Annotated in this window: 14 protein-coding genes and 1 pseudogene; 6 read left to right on the forward strand and 9 right to left on the reverse strand. The window is 63.3% G+C overall.

Annotation, left to right across the window (positions count from 1 at the left end; translation table 11 throughout):
- The first annotated feature begins 143 nt into the window (after positions 1 to 143).
- On the forward strand, positions 144 to 758 hold the full coding sequence (pncA, locus tag EOA13_RS26220) for a bifunctional nicotinamidase/pyrazinamidase (RefSeq protein WP_127296497.1): 615 nt from the start codon (positions 144 to 146) through the stop codon (positions 756 to 758).
- A 268-nt stretch (positions 759 to 1,026) separates the two neighbouring features.
- Positions 1,027 to 2,409, forward strand: coding sequence for a sodium:proton antiporter (locus tag EOA13_RS26225; protein WP_206535314.1), 1,383 nt, complete (start codon positions 1,027 to 1,029; stop codon positions 2,407 to 2,409).
- Here EOA13_RS26225 and EOA13_RS26230 read toward each other — a convergent pair whose 3' ends face one another.
- From EOA13_RS26230 to gcvA, 8 genes are all read right to left on the reverse strand, one after another.
- The gene (locus tag EOA13_RS26230; protein ID WP_127296499.1) at positions 2,410 to 3,144 is read right to left on the reverse strand and encodes an ABC transporter ATP-binding protein; all 735 of its coding nucleotides are present in this window, start codon (positions 3,142 to 3,144) and stop codon (positions 2,410 to 2,412) included. It lies immediately after the preceding gene.
- Positions 3,141 to 3,869, reverse strand: coding sequence for an ABC transporter ATP-binding protein (locus tag EOA13_RS26235; protein ID WP_127296500.1), 729 nt, complete (start codon positions 3,867 to 3,869; stop codon positions 3,141 to 3,143). The genes EOA13_RS26230 and EOA13_RS26235 overlap by 4 nt, the downstream gene beginning before the upstream one ends.
- Positions 3,866 to 4,828 (reverse strand): branched-chain amino acid ABC transporter permease, encoded by a 963-nt coding sequence (locus tag EOA13_RS26240; RefSeq protein ID WP_127296501.1) that lies wholly within the window; start codon positions 4,826 to 4,828, stop codon positions 3,866 to 3,868. The genes EOA13_RS26235 and EOA13_RS26240 overlap by 4 nt, the downstream gene beginning before the upstream one ends.
- On the reverse strand, positions 4,825 to 5,706 hold the full coding sequence (locus tag EOA13_RS26245; RefSeq protein ID WP_127296502.1) for a branched-chain amino acid ABC transporter permease: 882 nt from the start codon (positions 5,704 to 5,706) through the stop codon (positions 4,825 to 4,827). Before EOA13_RS26245 ends, EOA13_RS26240 begins: the two co-directional genes overlap by 4 nt.
- Before the next feature lie 215 nt (positions 5,707 to 5,921).
- The gene (locus EOA13_RS26250) at positions 5,922 to 7,226 is read right to left on the reverse strand and encodes an ABC transporter substrate-binding protein (protein WP_127296503.1); all 1,305 of its coding nucleotides are present in this window, start codon (positions 7,224 to 7,226) and stop codon (positions 5,922 to 5,924) included.
- A 153-nt stretch (positions 7,227 to 7,379) separates the two neighbouring features.
- The gene (locus tag EOA13_RS26255) at positions 7,380 to 8,828 is read right to left on the reverse strand and encodes a hypothetical protein (RefSeq protein WP_127296504.1); all 1,449 of its coding nucleotides are present in this window, start codon (positions 8,826 to 8,828) and stop codon (positions 7,380 to 7,382) included.
- A 197-nt stretch (positions 8,829 to 9,025) separates the two neighbouring features.
- Positions 9,026 to 10,330 (reverse strand): nicotinate phosphoribosyltransferase, encoded by a 1,305-nt coding sequence (pncB, locus tag EOA13_RS26265; RefSeq protein WP_127296505.1) that lies wholly within the window; start codon positions 10,328 to 10,330, stop codon positions 9,026 to 9,028.
- Positions 10,331 to 10,466: 136 nt separating this feature from the next.
- On the reverse strand, positions 10,467 to 11,441 hold the full coding sequence (gcvA, locus tag EOA13_RS26270) for a transcriptional regulator GcvA (RefSeq protein ID WP_127296506.1): 975 nt from the start codon (positions 11,439 to 11,441) through the stop codon (positions 10,467 to 10,469).
- 206 nt (positions 11,442 to 11,647) lie between these two features.
- Between gcvA and speB the strand changes: the two genes are divergently transcribed.
- The 4 genes from speB (at position 11,648) to EOA13_RS26290 (ending at position 14,904) form a co-directional block, all read left to right on the forward strand.
- Positions 11,648 to 12,709 carry an agmatinase gene (speB, locus tag EOA13_RS26275; RefSeq protein ID WP_127296507.1) on the forward strand — a complete coding sequence of 354 codons (1,062 nt, stop codon included), beginning with the start codon at positions 11,648 to 11,650 and terminating at the stop codon, positions 12,707 to 12,709.
- Positions 12,710 to 12,790: 81 nt separating this feature from the next.
- Entirely contained in the window at positions 12,791 to 13,597 is an 807-nt protein-coding gene (locus EOA13_RS26280; protein WP_127296508.1) for a transporter substrate-binding domain-containing protein, read from the forward strand.
- A 6-nt stretch (positions 13,598 to 13,603) separates the two neighbouring features.
- Entirely contained in the window at positions 13,604 to 14,260 is a 657-nt protein-coding gene (locus EOA13_RS26285) for an amino acid ABC transporter permease (RefSeq protein ID WP_127296509.1), read from the forward strand.
- Positions 14,257 to 14,904, forward strand: a complete 648-nt coding sequence (locus EOA13_RS26290) for an amino acid ABC transporter permease (RefSeq protein WP_127296510.1) — start codon at positions 14,257 to 14,259, stop codon at positions 14,902 to 14,904. The genes EOA13_RS26285 and EOA13_RS26290 overlap by 4 nt, the downstream gene beginning before the upstream one ends.
- A gap of 25 nt (positions 14,905 to 14,929) precedes the next feature.
- Here the strand turns inward: EOA13_RS26290 and EOA13_RS38035 are convergent.
- Positions 14,930 to 15,123: pseudogene (locus tag EOA13_RS38035) on the reverse strand (IS630 family transposase); the annotation flags it as partial.

The following is a 15,123-nucleotide window of genomic DNA, read 5'->3' on the forward strand; positions in this document are numbered from 1 at the left end:
AAGCCGGAGTTTGCAGCGACCCGGCCGGCACGCATTTGTTATGTCGCGAGAGGTTGACGCCGCCGGCCATCTGGTCAAGTTTCTGCGTCCGGTCGCGTCAGCGGCATTTTCCACTGGAGCCTGCATACGGAAGAGGAAAGCCCATGGCCGACGAAGCGCTTGTCGTCATCGACCTGCAGAACGATTTTTGTCCGGGCGGCGCGCTGGCGGTTGCTGGCGGCGATGAGATCGTGCCGCTGGTCAACGACCTGATCCGGCGAACCGACCATGTCGTGCTGACGCAGGACTGGCATCCCGCCGGTCACTCCAGCTTTGCTTCGAGCCATCCGGGCGCGCATCCCTTCACCATGATCGAGATGCCGTACGGCCAGCAGACGCTGTGGCCGGATCATTGCATTCAGGGCAGCCTGGGCTCGGATTTCCATTCCGGCCTCGCCTGGACCAAGGCCGAACTCGTTATCCGCAAGGGGTTTCGCCCTGATATCGACAGCTACTCGGCCTTCTTCGAAAACGATCGCACGACACAGACCGGCCTTGCCGGCTATCTCCGGGAGCGCGGCATCGACACGCTGACCCTGGTCGGACTGGCAACCGATTTCTGCGTCGGCTTTTCGGCGCTGGATGCCGTCAGCCAGGGCTTTAAAACCACAGTGCGGCTCGATGCCTGCCGCGGCATCGATCTCAACGGCTCGCTCCATGCCATGCTGCAGCGCATGCGCGACGCCGGCGTGATGCTCGAAGACCCTTTGTCGGATTGAACGGATCGTGGGGCAACAGGTAAAGATCCGATTTTTAAAGGCAGGATTGTTGCCTTCGGTGAAGCTTCCCCTCACCCGGATTGCCAACCGAATTGCGAAGAGCAATTCGGGTCAATCCGACCTCTCCCCGAGGGGAGAGGAGGTTGCCGGCACCGAAGCTCGTCTCTTCTCCCCAACGGGGAGAAGGTGGCCGCGTAGCGGCCGGATGAGGGGGCCTTTTTCATATCCGATTCCCCTGTTGGCTGCATGCGCTGCGATAATTGCCGCTATGCTGTTTCCGGCACAGGCTTTCGCGGCGGAGGAACACGGCCTGCCCGGCGCTTCGATGTCGCTGTGGTGGGCGCTGCCCTTTGCCGGGCTGTTGTTGTCGATCGCCACCGGTCCGCTGCTGTTTCCTCATGCCTGGGAGCATCACTACGGCAAGATCGCGGCCCTTTGGGGCGCTCTGGTGGTCCTGCCGCTGGCGGTTGCCTTCGGTGTCCCCACAGCGACCGAAGCGGTGCTGCATGCGTTGCTCACCGAATACATGTCGTTCATCATCCTGCTGTTTGCGCTGTTCACCATTTCGGGCGGCATTCTCATTGCCGGCAACATTCACGGCACGCCGCTGGTGAATGCCGGCCTGCTGCTGGTCGGCGCGCTGCTGGCCTCGGTGATCGGCACGACCGGTGCCTCGATGATCCTGATCCGGCCGATCATCCGCGCCAATGATAACAGGCCGTTCAACGCCCATGTCGTCATCTTCTTCATCTTCCTCGTCTCCAACATCGGCGGCTCGCTGACACCTTTGGGTGACCCGCCTTTGTTCGTCGGCTTCCTCAGAGGCGTCGATTTCTTCTGGACGACCGCCAACCTCTGGCGCGAAACGCTGTTCGTCGGCGGCGTCGTGCTGGCCGTCTTCCTGGGCATCGACATCATCCTGCACCGGCGCGAGGCCGGCGCGCCGAAGATCAAGGATCCGACACCGGATACCAAGGTGCGTCTGCGCGGCCTGGCCAACCTTCCGCTGCTGGCGGGCGTGATCGGCGCCATCCTGCTGTCGGCAGCCTGGAAGCCGGGCGTCAGCTTCTCCGTGTTCGGGGTCAGCCTGGAACTGCAGAATCTGGTGCGTGACGCCATCATCCTGGCGCTGGCCCTGCTGTCGCTTCCGCTCTCCTACAAGAGCCACCGGGAAGCCAACGGCTTCAACTGGGGTCCGATATCGGAGGTGGCGAAATTGTTTGCCGGCATCTTCATCTGCATCGTGCCGGTCATCGCCATCCTTAGGGCAAGCCATGAGGGTGCGCTGGCGCCGCTGGTGTCACTTGTCAGTTCGCCCTCCGGCCAGCCCAACGATCTCGCCTATTTCTGGCTGACAGGGGCGCTGTCATCCTTCCTCGACAATGCGCCGACCTATCTGGTGTTTTTCGAGCTTGCCGGCGGCGACCCCCGGCACCTGATGACGGAATTCGCCTCGACTTTGGCTGCGATCTCGGCCGGTGCGGTGTTCATGGGCGCCAACACCTATATCGGCAATGCGCCGAACTTCATGGTCTACGCCATCGCCAGGCATCGCGGCGTCAAGATGCCGGGCTTTTTCGGCTATATGGCATGGTCGGGCCTGGTGCTGATCCCGACATTTTTGGGTGCGGGTTTTCTGTTCTTCGGCTGATCAACCCACGCCGACATAACGGGGCACCGCCGACGGGTCGGCGCGCAATTCCTCGACATCGACCGTCTCGCGGTTGCGGCCGTTTTCGATGAAGGCAACGCGGTCGGCGACCGAAAGCACCGCATCGACACGCTGCTCGACCAGGATGGTCGAAACGCCCATGTCGCGCAGCTTCGACACCGTCTCGCGGATCTTGGCGATCATCGACGGCATCAGCCCTTCGGTAGGCTCGTCGAGCAGCAGCACCTGCGGTTCGAGACAGAGCGCGCGCGCCATCGCCAGCATCTGCTGCTCGCCGCCGGACAGCGTACCGGAGCGCTGCCTCAGCCGCTGGCGCAACAGCGGAAAGAGGTCGAGCACATTTTCACGCGTCGCCTTGCCCTTGCCGCGCGCCATCAGGCCGATCTCGATGTTTTCGGCCACCGTCATCTCGGCGAACAGCCGCCTGCCTTGCGGCACATAGGCGACGCCTGCCTTCGGCACCTCATGCGCCGGTAGCCCGGTCAACTCTTGGCCAGCCAGTTTGATCGAGCCGGCGCTTGAGGGAACCAGCCCCATGATGGCTTTGAGCGTCGTCGTCTTGCCGGCGCCGTTGCGGCCGAACAGGCACAGCACCTCGCCCTTGTTCAGCACCAGGTCGAGGCCATAGAGCACCTGGACCTCGCCATAGAAGCAATCGAGCCCCGAGATGGTGAGTGCTTGAGACGTCGCCTCGGCCTTGTTTGTCTCGGTCATGGGGCGGTCCCCAGATAGGCTTCCTGCACCGCCACGTTCCCGCGGATTGCTTCGGGCGTGCCTTCGGCGAGGATCCTGCCGGCGTTGAAGACGGTGATGCGGTCGGCCAGTTGCATGACCACGGGCATGTTGTGCTCGATCAGAAGCACGGTGGCGTTTTTGGCGATCTCGCGCACCAACGTGATGAAATTGTCGATCTCAGAGTCGGCCAGGCCTTGCGTCGGTTCGTCGAGGATCAGCAGGCGCGGCTTCAGCGCCAGGCCCATCGCCACTTCCAGCAGGCGCTGATGGCCGTAGGACAATTGGCCGGCCGGCATGTGGGCACGATCGGCCAGGCCGGTGCGTTCGAGTGCTGACATGACAGCGGCCTGTATCGCGCTCTTGGAATGGCTGCCATGCCGCAGCGTCAGTTGCGCGGGCAGCGCGACGTTGGCGTAAACGGACAGGTTGGCATAGACGCTGGTGAGCTGGAAGGTGTAGGCGATGCCCCTGCGCACCCTGACATAGGCTGGCAGATTGGTGATGTCGGCGCCGTCGAAGACGATCATGCCGGCAGACGGCTGGATGCGGCCGCTGACCAGGCTGACGAAGGTGGTTTTCCCCGCTCCGTTGGGGCCGATCACGGCGCGGATTTCGCCGGGCATCAGCGCGAAATCGACGCCGTCGACGGCGCGCAGGCCGCCGAAATTGCGCGACAGGCCCTTGGTGGTCAAAAGCGGCATCATGGCAGCCACCCAAGCCAGCGCTGGCGGATGCTGCCCAGAATGCCTTTGGGGAAAAACAGCACCAAAAGGATGAGCGCGATGCCGACGATCAGCAGATAGGCGGAGGTGTAGCCGCTGGTGATGTCGATGACATAGTACATAAACAGCGTGCCGATCAGCGGCCCAAGCGTTGTGGCAGCACCCCCCAGCAGCACCCACAGCAGCGGCAGGATCGAATATTGCACCGAGGCGAAGCTCGATCCGACATAGCCGAACAGCAGTGCATAGGCGGCACCCGAGGCCGCGCAGATGATGCCGGAGATGACGACGGCGGCGAGCTTGTTGGAGAAAGTGTCGTATCCCAGCATCTTCGTCCGCTCCTCGTTCTCGCGGATGGCGACCAGCACGCGGCCATAGCGGGAGCGGACCATGGCCAACTTGACGAGAAGCACGATCGAAAACAGCCCGAGCGCTGTCAAGTAGCGCACCGTTGGATTGGTGAGCTCGAGCGATGTCGTGCCGAAGCTAAGCACCCGCGCCGGCTGCGGGACGACCATGCCCTGGTCGCCGCCAGTCCACGTCGCGAAATAAAGAATGAGGAGATAAAAAACCTGGGCGAACATCATGGTGACGATCATGAAGGCGACACCCGTGGTGCGCAGCGCCAGCAGGCCGATCACCAGCGCCAGCACAGCGCCGCAGGCAATCCCAGCGGCAAATGCCGCTGGTACGCCCCAGCCAAGCTGGATGACGGCAAGGCCGGCGCCATAGAGCCCGGCGGCAAAGAACATGGCGTGGCCGAGGCTAAGTAGGCCGACATAGCCGAACAGCATGTTGTAACCCATGGCAAAGACCGCCAGCACCATGATGCGGGCAAGCAGGCCGTGATAGTACTCCGGCAGCACGAAGCTCAGCACGAAGAGCAGCGCGATGACGCCGAGATGCAGGGCATAGGCTTTTGCCGGCGAAGCTTCGCTCATCGCGATGCCGTCCCGAACAGGCCTTGCGGGCGGAACACCAGCACCATGGCGACCAGCAGCGTTGCGATGATCTTGGCCAAAGTCGGCGAGAAGAACATCGAGATGATGCCGTCGGAGAGGCCGATCAGCACGGCGGCGACGACCGTTCCGCGCAGCGAGCCGAGGCCGCCGATGATGACGACGATGAAGGAGAGCAGCAGCGGATCCTGTCCCATCAGATAATGCGCCTGGCTGATCGGCACGATCAGCACCGCGGCAATGGCCGCCAGCATGGCGCCGAGCGCGAAGACGCCGCCATAGACACGGCCGACAGGGATGCCGAAGGCCTGTGCGGTTTCGCTGTCATACTGCGTGGCGCGCATGACGAGGCCGATCCTGGTGCGGGTCAGCACCAGCCATGTCGCGATGAGCAGCAGCGCCGAAATGGCGACAACAGACAGTTTGTAGCCGGAATAGCCGAACCACGGCAAAAGGATGCGGTAGCTGAAGGGCGGCTCGACCGGCCGCGCCTCCGGGCCGTAGAAGGTCAGCGCCAGCTGCTGGATGATGTAGAGCATGCCGATGGTGGCGACGATGGTGGCTTCCGGATTATAATTGAGCCGGCGCAGCACCAGCCGTTCGGCGACCAACGCAATGGCGCCGACGATCAGCGGCGCAATCACCAGCGCCGCCAGGAAGCCGAGCGCAGGGTGACCGCCGATGGCCGTGGTGATCGCCCAGGCGAGCACCGCGCCAAGCATGAAGAACTCGCCATGCGCGACATTGACCACCCGCATGACGCCGAACACCAGCGATAAGCCGAGCGCCGTCAGCGCCAGCACCGCCGATGTGACGAGGCCTTCGAGGGCGGCGAGGAGGAGGTGAGGACCGAAGTGCATGGGCTAGGTACCAGCGGATGCGCGAGGCACCCCCCTCTGCCCTGCCGGGCATCTCCCCCGCAAGGGGGGAGATTGAATGTCGTCGCTGGCATCGCCAACCATCAACGCGGGCAGATAGGCGCCGTCGCACGAACTGCCGATCTCCCCCCATGCGGGGGAGATGTCCGGCAGGACAGAGGGGGGTGCCTTGGCGCTCACGCTGCTGAAGCTAAGCCTCACAGCGCCTGCGTCGTGTAATCCCCCTCGGCCTCGTAAAGCCCGTCTTCGATCTTGGTCTTGTGCACGACCTTGAGCTTGCCGCCTTCGACCTTGGAGATGTTCTGGATGCCGAAGCACTGGTGGATCTTGCCGTTGAAGGTTTTCGGCCCCTGCGGATGCTCCGGACCTTCGGCGAACTCGGTCAGGGCCTCGGTCGCCTCGACCAGCTTGGCGCGGTCTTCCGGACCCTTGTAGCCGGCGTCTTCCATTGCCTTCTTGACGACATAGAGCGTCTCCCAGCAGCCGAACATGTGGGCTGCGGTGGAGACATCCTTGGGATCGCCGACGGCGGCGCCATTGTCGTCGATGCCGACGGCGGCGCGATAGGCCTTCTGCGCTTCGGAATCATCGGCCTGCGCATAACGCGGCGAGCCTTCCCAGAAATGGCTGCCGTCGAGGAATTCGAGGCCGGGGCTGTTGATGTCGGTGGCTTCGAGCGAATCGATGAAGCCGAACAGTTGCGGCCGGTTGGAGCCGTAGAACTCGCCGAGCTCCTTGACGAAGGTGAGCACGGCCGGGCCGACCATGACGTGGTAGATCACCTCGGTCTCGGCCGGGATCTGCGGAAAGTACTTGGTGAAGGACGATTCCGTCGGCGGGATGGCGATCTGCGCGATGACCTCGCCGCCTTGCGCCTTCAGTGCCGGCGGCAGGTAGTCGCGATGGTCGTAGCCGAAGGCGAAATCGGGGAAGATCTGCGTCACCTTCTTGCCGGCATTGGCCGCGATCCACGGCGCCATCGACTGGATCTGGCTCTTCACGTCGGTGATGCCGGGCTGGAAGACATAGCGGTTCAGCTTTGTCGAGGCGACGTGATGGCCTTCGCTGACGACGAAATAGGGCATCTTGTTTTCGCCGGCGGCGGGCGCCGAGCCGATGACGACATGCGAGAACAGCGTGCCGAAGACGATGTCGGTCTTATGCTGGGTGGCGAACTTGCCGACCACTTCGGCGCCACGGCCGGGATCGGTGCCGTCATCCTCGATGATCACCTCGACCTGACGGCCGTTGATGCCGCCGGCGGCATTGATCGCCTTGACCGCGGCAGCCGTCGTCTTCTCGTACCAGCGGCCATAGGCGGCGCCGATGCCGGTGCGGTGCGACTGGAAGCCGATCTTGATCGGCGCCGAACTCTGCGCCTGGGAATAACGGACGAAGCCGGGGGCAAGGCCGAGGCCGGCGCCCGCGGCTAACCCCTTCAGCGCCGTGCGGCGGGTCAGGGCAGTCTTGGAGAGGTCGAAAAATCCGTTCTTGTCAGCCATGTTCGTTCCCCTGTTTTTCAGTTTTGACCAACGATAAGGCGGCTTCGGCATCCTCGCTCAGAGGACGCAAAAAATTGCATGTGTACAAACTAAATCACCAAAGCCTTGATGTGGCAAGCGAGCTTCCCCAACGATATCGAGGCCGTCCTTTTCTCATCCGGTGGTCGGCGTGGCAAGCAACCAGAGGCCGAAGACGGTGTAGGCGATCATCAGCAAGGTGAGCGGGAACTGGCTGAGTGCCGCGCGGGAGGGCTGTGGGTGCAGGCGCCAGGCGAAGCCGTGTGCGACGAGGACGGCGAGCACATGGCCCAGGATGATGGCGCCGGCCTGGACATTCCACAGCCACCACGCCGAGTCCGCCCCGGCAACGATGCCGGTCTCGATCTGCATGTCGGCGGTGCCGAACAGGTTCCAGCCGATCGCGAACGGGTCGGAAAGTGCCGCAAGCGCATATTGGCCGTCGACGAGCAGGGCCGTCAGATAATGCGCAACGTGATAGGCAAGCGCGATCGGCACGATCGACCACACCAGCAGGCCTGCGACCCGGCCGAGAGTGTGGTCGCTGCCGGCAAGACGCTGGCCGAGCCGGACGGCAAGCAGGAACACCGCCGCCAGCAGCACGAATGTCAGCACGAGGCCGAAAGTGCCGCTGCCGATCAGCGCCGTGCGGCCGGGAAATTCGAGCGGGTTGATACCGAACAGGCCGAGCCAGAAGAAGGTCTTCGACAGGCCGTCGAAGGATACCGACGACAAGGCCAGCAGCAGAAAGGCGATGCCGCTGGCCGGCAAGGGCTCCGCGGCCAGCAGCTTGGCGCCGGGCCAGCACAGGCCAAGCCGGCCATCTTGGCTGCGTTCGACCATGGCGAAGCGCGCCACCATCGAGAAGAAGACCGTCAGGAATTCACCGCTGCGGCTCCAGCCGCGATAGCCGAACGCCAGCATGGCGAGGAAAGAGAACAGCCAGTAGAGGCCGGCGGCAAAAGCCAGCCGTGCCGGATCGTCGGGCGCCGGATCGATGAGTTCGAACCAGGCGAAGGCGAAGAACAGGATGGCAGCCGGCCAGCAGCCGACCCATCGGGGCAGGCGCCATGCTCCGTGATCCCCGGTCCCGAACAGGCGCGAGGTAAGGCGCCACGGCCCATACCAGGGGTTCAGCCATGACCAGAGGTCGCCGAAGACACCCTGCAGCAGCGTGACGCCGGCCCACAAGAGGGTCCAGATCACCAGTGGCAGAGGATTGGAAAGTGGGTCGCGGCTGCCGAAAAAGCCGGCGGCGATGAGAATTGCAAAGCCGGCGAAGGATAGCAGGCTGATGGCGGCGCGGGTGGCGTCTCTGAGGGCAAACAACGGCAGGCGCCGGCGCCAGAAACGGTCGAGCAAATCCGCAGGCAGCAGCGCCAGCACGAGGAAGCTGATGGCCACGGCGAAGGCGCCGCCGACCAGATAGTAGCCGGTCGGCAGGAGCAGGACATGGCCACGATCGGAGGCGTGCGCGAAGGCGGGGGTGGGGAGGGATACGAATAAGCAGATGAAGCTTGTGATCAAGAGGCGATAACCTTCGCCGCCGCGATCCTTCACACCCCCCTCTGGCCTACCGGCCATCTCCCCCGCAAGGGGGGAGATCGGATGTCGCCCAGGCTTTCGCCAATCTTCAACTTCGGAGAAAAAGGCGGACTGGTCGAAGCGGCCAATCTCCCCCCTTGCGGGGGAGATGTCCGGCAGGACAGAGGGGGGTGTGCGGGAACTCAAGCTATCCGAGATTCCATCTTTGCAGGCGATGCCAGGAGCCCCATCACCCCTCACACCTTGACCAATTGCTCCACGCGGTCCTTCTCGCCAAAGATCCTGAGATACCGCTCGATCTCTTTCACATCGCCGGTCGCCTTGGCCGGATTGTCGGAAAGCTTGACCGCTGGCCTGCCATTGGCCTCGGTGACCTTGCAAACCAGCGATATGGCGTCGAGGCTGTTGGTTTCCGTCGGCGCGCAGCCTTCGAAATCATTGGTCAGATTGGTGCCCCAGCCGAAGGACATGCGCACCTTGCCCTTGAAGTGGCGATAGGTCTCCTCGATCGTCTCGACCTCGAGCCCGTCGGAGAAGATCAACAGCTTCTGCTTGGGATCCTTGCCCTTGTCGCGCCACCAGGACAGGATTTTCTCGCCGCCTTCGATCGGCGGCGCGCTGTCGGGGCGAAAGCCTGTCCAGTCGGCCACCCAGTCCGGCGCGTCGCGCAGGAAGGAGGCAGTGCCGAAGGCGTCGGGCAGCACGATCAGCAGATTGCCGCCATAGTAACGCTGCCAGTCCTGCAGCACCTTGTAGGGCGACTGCCTCAGCTCTTTTTCCGAGTCGGCAAGCGCGGCGAACACCATCGGCAGCTCATGTGCGTTGGTGCCGAGCGCTTCGAGGTCGTTGTCCATGGCCAGAAGCACGTTGGAGGTGCCGGTGAACGCTTCGCCGATGCCTTCCTTCAGCGCCTCGACGCACCAGCGCTGCCACAGGAAGGAATGGCGCCGGCGCGTGCCGAAGTCCGAGATGCGGATGCCGGGCAGCGCCTTCAGCCGCTCGGTCTTGGCCCACATCTTGGACTTGGCGCGGGCATAGAGCACGTCGAGCGCGAAAGGCCCGAACGCCCGCATCGCCGCGCGCGATCGAAGTTCATTGATGATGGCGAGCGCCGGGATTTCCCACAGCGTGGTGTACATCCACGGCCCGCTGAAGGTCAGCTCATACTGCCCGTCGCGCTTTGACAGCTCATACTCGGGCAGCCGGAAGCCTTCCAGCCAGGCGAGGAACTCCGGCTCGAAGATCTGCTTGCGGCCATAGAAATTGTTACCGCCGAGCCAGATCATCTCCTTTTTGGAGAAGCGCAGCGTGCGGGCATGGTCGAGCTGTTCGCGCAATTCGCCCTCGTCGATCTCGTCGGCAAGGCGCACCGAGGTCGAGCGGTTGATCAGCGAGAAAGTGGTGTTGACCTTGGGGTACATGCCCCAGATCATCTGCAGCATCAGAAGCTTGTAGAAATCCGTGTCGAGCAGGCTACGCACGATCGGATCGAGCTTCCAGGTGTGGTTGTAGACGCGCCGCGCAATATCGGTCTTAGCCATGTTTCAACACCGCCTTCGCTGCCTGCCATCCACAATCGCGACAGGCCTCATAGCATCGAATCGGCCAGAACGCTGCCCGCTTTCAGGCTGGCCCGACAAAAAGAGCTGCCTGCACGCTGTGGCGCAGAGCCTGGCATCAGTTTGCGGATTTGCCGCCCATCACCCTGAGCGCCGGACGCTTGCGGCGGCTGACGATGCGGCCGGCCACCGGGGCGTCGGCGCGCCCGTCATCCCCGGCCTTCTCGGCGAACAGCCAGTCGATGAACACCTGCACGATCGGTGTCGCCCGCATCTCGTTGCGGCAGACGACATAGAAATCGTCGACCGCCGGCACCGACAGGCTGAACGGCGCGACCAGCATGCCCCTGGCCAGCAGCGCGCTTGCCGTCACGGAGTCGCCCAACGCCACGCCATGGCCGTGCACCGCCGCCTCGGTCGCCATACGCGCATCGCCGAGGTGATGGCGGCGACCCCGCTCCAGGTCCAGCGCATCGGCCGCCGCCAGCCAGGTGTGCCATTCGCGACCGTCGTCGCCATGCAGGAAGACATGGTCGGCAAGGTCCCTGACGCTGCGGATCGGGCGGTTGTTGATCAAGGTCGGGCTGACCACGGGAAACAGTTCGAGGCCCGACCATTTGCGCATCCAGCAATCGGTCCAGCTGCCGTCGCCATAATGCACGCAGACATCGATGGTGGGCGCCCGCAAATCCTTGGGATCGTTGGAAGGAATAAGCGTCAGCCTTATGTCGGGATATTGCGCCATGAAACTGCCGAGCCGCGGTGTCACCCACAACAACAGAAGCGCCGGCACGCAGGAGACCGAAAGTGTGCCGCTGCTCGCCGGCCTTGTCATGCGCTGGGTGGCGGCCGCGATGCCGTCGAAGGCGGTCGACACTGCCGGCAGAAGCTCCGCGCCATGCGGTGTCAGTTTGACCCGCTGACCGACCCGCTCGAACAGCTTGACACTGAGCGACTGCTCAAGCGCCTTGATCTGGTGGCTGACGGCGCCATGCGTGACATTCAGCTCATTGGCCGCCTTGGTCAGCGAGCCATGCCGGGCCGTTGCCTCGAAGGCGCGCAGCGGATTAAGTGGTGGCAGGCGTTTGGTCATGGGTATCAACTTTATTGTGAGATTTTCTCACAGAAAGCACCCTAACAATATCAATTGATTTTTCAATGCCGCTGCCAGACACTGGCCTGGAACAGCATCAAGACGTGAAATCTGCAGGCAGCCAGCGGGACAGCGGCCCGGCCGGATGACGGTCGGTTCGCAGGCGTCACCCGCGTCGGCACTGTATCAGCCCAGGAGGAGCGGACATGGGATACGATCGCGGCAAGCTCGACGCGTTGCGTCGCAAATATTGTGAAAGCCATGGCGGCGAGATGTTCGACCCGAAATTCCGCAAGGTCGCCGACAAGATCTTCTCCAAAAGCGGCACGCGGCTGGCGCCCTATTCAGGCATCCCGACCTTCCTCGCCGCGCCCTACCGGGAAATATCGGCCGACAATCCGGATTTCGGCGACCTTCAGGTAGCGATGATCGGAGTGCCGATGGATCTCGGCGTCACCAACAGACCAGGCTCGCGCTTCGGGCCGCGAGCGCTGCGTGCCATCGAGCGCATCGGCCCTTACAACCACGTGCTGGAATGCGCGCCCACACATGAGCTCCGGGTCGCCGACATCGGCGACACGCCGTTCCGCAGCCGCTACCGGCTGGAGACCAGCCATGAGGATATCGAGCGCCGCACCAACCAGATCGTCGATGCCGGCGTCATCCCGCTTTCGATCGGCGGCGACCATTCGATCAGCCATCCGATCCTGAAGGCCGTCGGGAAGAAAGCTCCGGTCGGGTTGATCCATATCGACGCCCACTGCGACACCAGTGGCCTGTTCGACATGACCAAGTTCCACCATGGCGGCCCGTTCCGCAACGCGGTGCTTGACGGCGTGCTCGACCCGACGCGCACGATCCAGATCGGCATCCGCGGCTCGGCCGAATATCTGTGGGAATTCACCTACGAGTCCGGCATGACCGTGGTGCATGCCGAGGAGGTGACCGGTCTCGGCATTCCGGCCATCATCGAGAAGGCGCGCAGAATAGTCGGCGACGGCCCGACCTATGTCTCCTTCGACATCGACAGCGTCGATCCGGCCTTCGCGCCGGGCACCGGCACGCCGGAAGTCGGCGGGCTGACGACACGCGAGGTGCTCGAACTGCTGCGCGGCCTCAAGGGTCTCAACATCGTCGGCGGCGACGTCGTCGAGGTGGCACCGCAGTACGACTCGACCACCAACACGGCGCACGCCGCGGCACAGGTTCTGTTCGAGATCCTGAGCCTGATGGTGTTCAGCCCGGCGATCACAGGCAAGGGCGCCTGAATTTCAGAAAAGCAAAGGCGGCCGCCGCGCTGGAGCCGGCGGCCGTATCCAACAAACAAGCTTCCAGAGGGGAATAAAAAAATGACGATCCGTAAGGCATTTACATCCATCGCCGCCGTGCTGATGCTTGGCACGGCCGGTTTCGGCCTCGCAATTCAGGCTGCCAGCGCCGACGCGCTGGCGGACATCACCAAGGCCGGCGCCATCAATGTCGGCGTCTTCGCCGATTTCCCGCCCTTCTCCTCGGCCAGCGCCGATATGAGCCTCAAGGGCTATGACATGGATGTCGCGCAATACATCGCCGATACGCTCAAGGTGAAGCTCAACCCCATCGCCGTCACCGGCCAGAACCGCATCCCGTATCTGAACGACAAGCGCGTCGACATCCTGATGAGCGTCGGCTACTCGAAGGAACGCGAGCAGGTCATCGATTTCGCCGCCGCCTACGCGCCCTACTACATCGCCGTGATCGGTCCGGCGGCACTTGCGGTCAAGGGCAAGGAAGACCTCGCCGACAAGTCGATCGCCGTCAACCGCGGCACGCTCGAGGACACCTCGCTCACCGAGGCAGCACCGGCGTCGGCCGACATCAAGCGCTTCGACAACTACAATTCCGTGATCCAGGCCTTCATCTCCGGTCAGACGCAGCTGATGGTCGTCGGCAACGATGTCGGCGCGCAGGTGCTGGCCAAGCAGGATGCGCTGAAGCCGGAGCAGAAGTTCCAGCTTCTGACCTCGCCTTCGCATATCGGCCTCAACAAGAACGAGGACAGCCTGAAGAAGGCGGTCAACGATGCCGTCGCCAAGATGCTGGCCGACGGCAAGCTGGACGAAAGCTCGAAAACCTGGCTGAAGACGCCGCTCAATCCCGACAACCTCAAGGATTGAGTTTCCGTGGCCTTTGCCTGGCTCCCGGGTGCCCTGGGCGACATCGCGCACGGCGCGGCCACGACGATCCTGCTGATCGCCGTGACCACGCTCGCCGGAACGTTCATCAGCATCCTGGGTGCCGCGGGACGCCGCAACGGTCCCGTGCTGCTCAAGCGGGCGATCGCCTGGTATGTCGAAATCATCCGCAACACGCCATTCCTGGTGCAGTTGTTCTTCATTTTCTTCGGGCTGCCGAGCCTCGGCATCCGGCTCGACCCGATCCTGGCCGCCATGCTGGCGATGACGCTCAACATGGCGGCCTACACCATCGAGATCGTCGGCGCCGGGCTTGACGCCGTGCCTGGCGGGCAGACGGAAGCAGCGCTCGCATTGGGCTTGCGGCCACGCCAGGTCTTCATCAAGATCGTGCTGCCGCAGGCACTCAAGATTATCTATCCCGCGCTCACCAGCCAGATCGTCATCATGATGCTGGAGTCGGCCGTCGTGTCGCAGATCGCCGTGCGCGAATTGACCTACGAGGCCGATATGCTGCAGGCGCGCACCTTCCGCTCGTTCGAGACGTATTTCGTCGTGACGCTGGTCTATCTTGCTCTGTCGATGGCCTTGCGCAGGCTGCTGGTGTCAGGCGGACGCCGTGCGCTCGGAGCCGGCGTGTCATGATCGAGTTCACCTTCTGGGACATCGTGCGCAACCTGCTGCTCGCCGCCCGTTGGACGGTGCTGCTATCGCTGGCCGCCTTCATCGGCGGCGGCATCGTCGGCCTGGTCGTGCTGTTCTTCAGGATCGCCAAGAACAAGTGGAGCAGGCGCATAGCCTCCGGCTACATCGCCCTGTTCCAGGGAACGCCGCTCTTGATGCAGCTGTTCCTGATGTTCTTCGGGCTGCCGATGCTCGGCCTGCGCATCGAACCCTGGACGGCGGCGGCGCTCGGCCTCACCTTCTTCGCCAGCGCCTATCTCGCCGAAATCTGGCGCTCCGGCGTCGCGGCGCTACCCCTGGGCCAATGGGACGCCGGCGCCAGCCTTGGCCTGCACTATCTGCAGGAGCTGAGGCTGATCATCCTGCCGCAGGCCTTTTCGATCACCCGCGCACCGACCGTCGGCTTCCTGGTTCAGCTCATCAAATCGACCGCGCTCACCTCGATCATCGGCTTCGAGGAACTGGTGCGGACCTCCAACGCCATCAACAATGCGACCTTCGAACCGTTCAAGGTCTACGGGCTGGTGGCGCTGATCTTCTTCGTCATGTGCTTTCCGCTGACGCAATACGCCCGCAGGCTCGAGAAACAGACGGCTGCTCGCTGACGCGCCAAGGCAGATGTCCTTGCGGTTAGAGCGGGATGAATTTAGGTTGGGCATAGCCTGCCTCTGTGAAGTAATTTCGGCATTCGGTTGACGTGACGGTGCCGAGGATTTGGCCGATGGCGTCACAGACGGTTTCGACTGTTCGCTTGGCAGCCTTGCGCAGCCAGTGCTTGAGCTTGGCGAAGAGCTTCTCGATAGGATTGAGGTCGGGCGAGTATT

Origin of the sequence: Mesorhizobium sp. M7A.F.Ca.US.011.01.1.1 (assembly GCF_003998295.1) — a bacterium.
GTDB lineage: Bacteria > Pseudomonadota > Alphaproteobacteria > Rhizobiales > Rhizobiaceae > Mesorhizobium.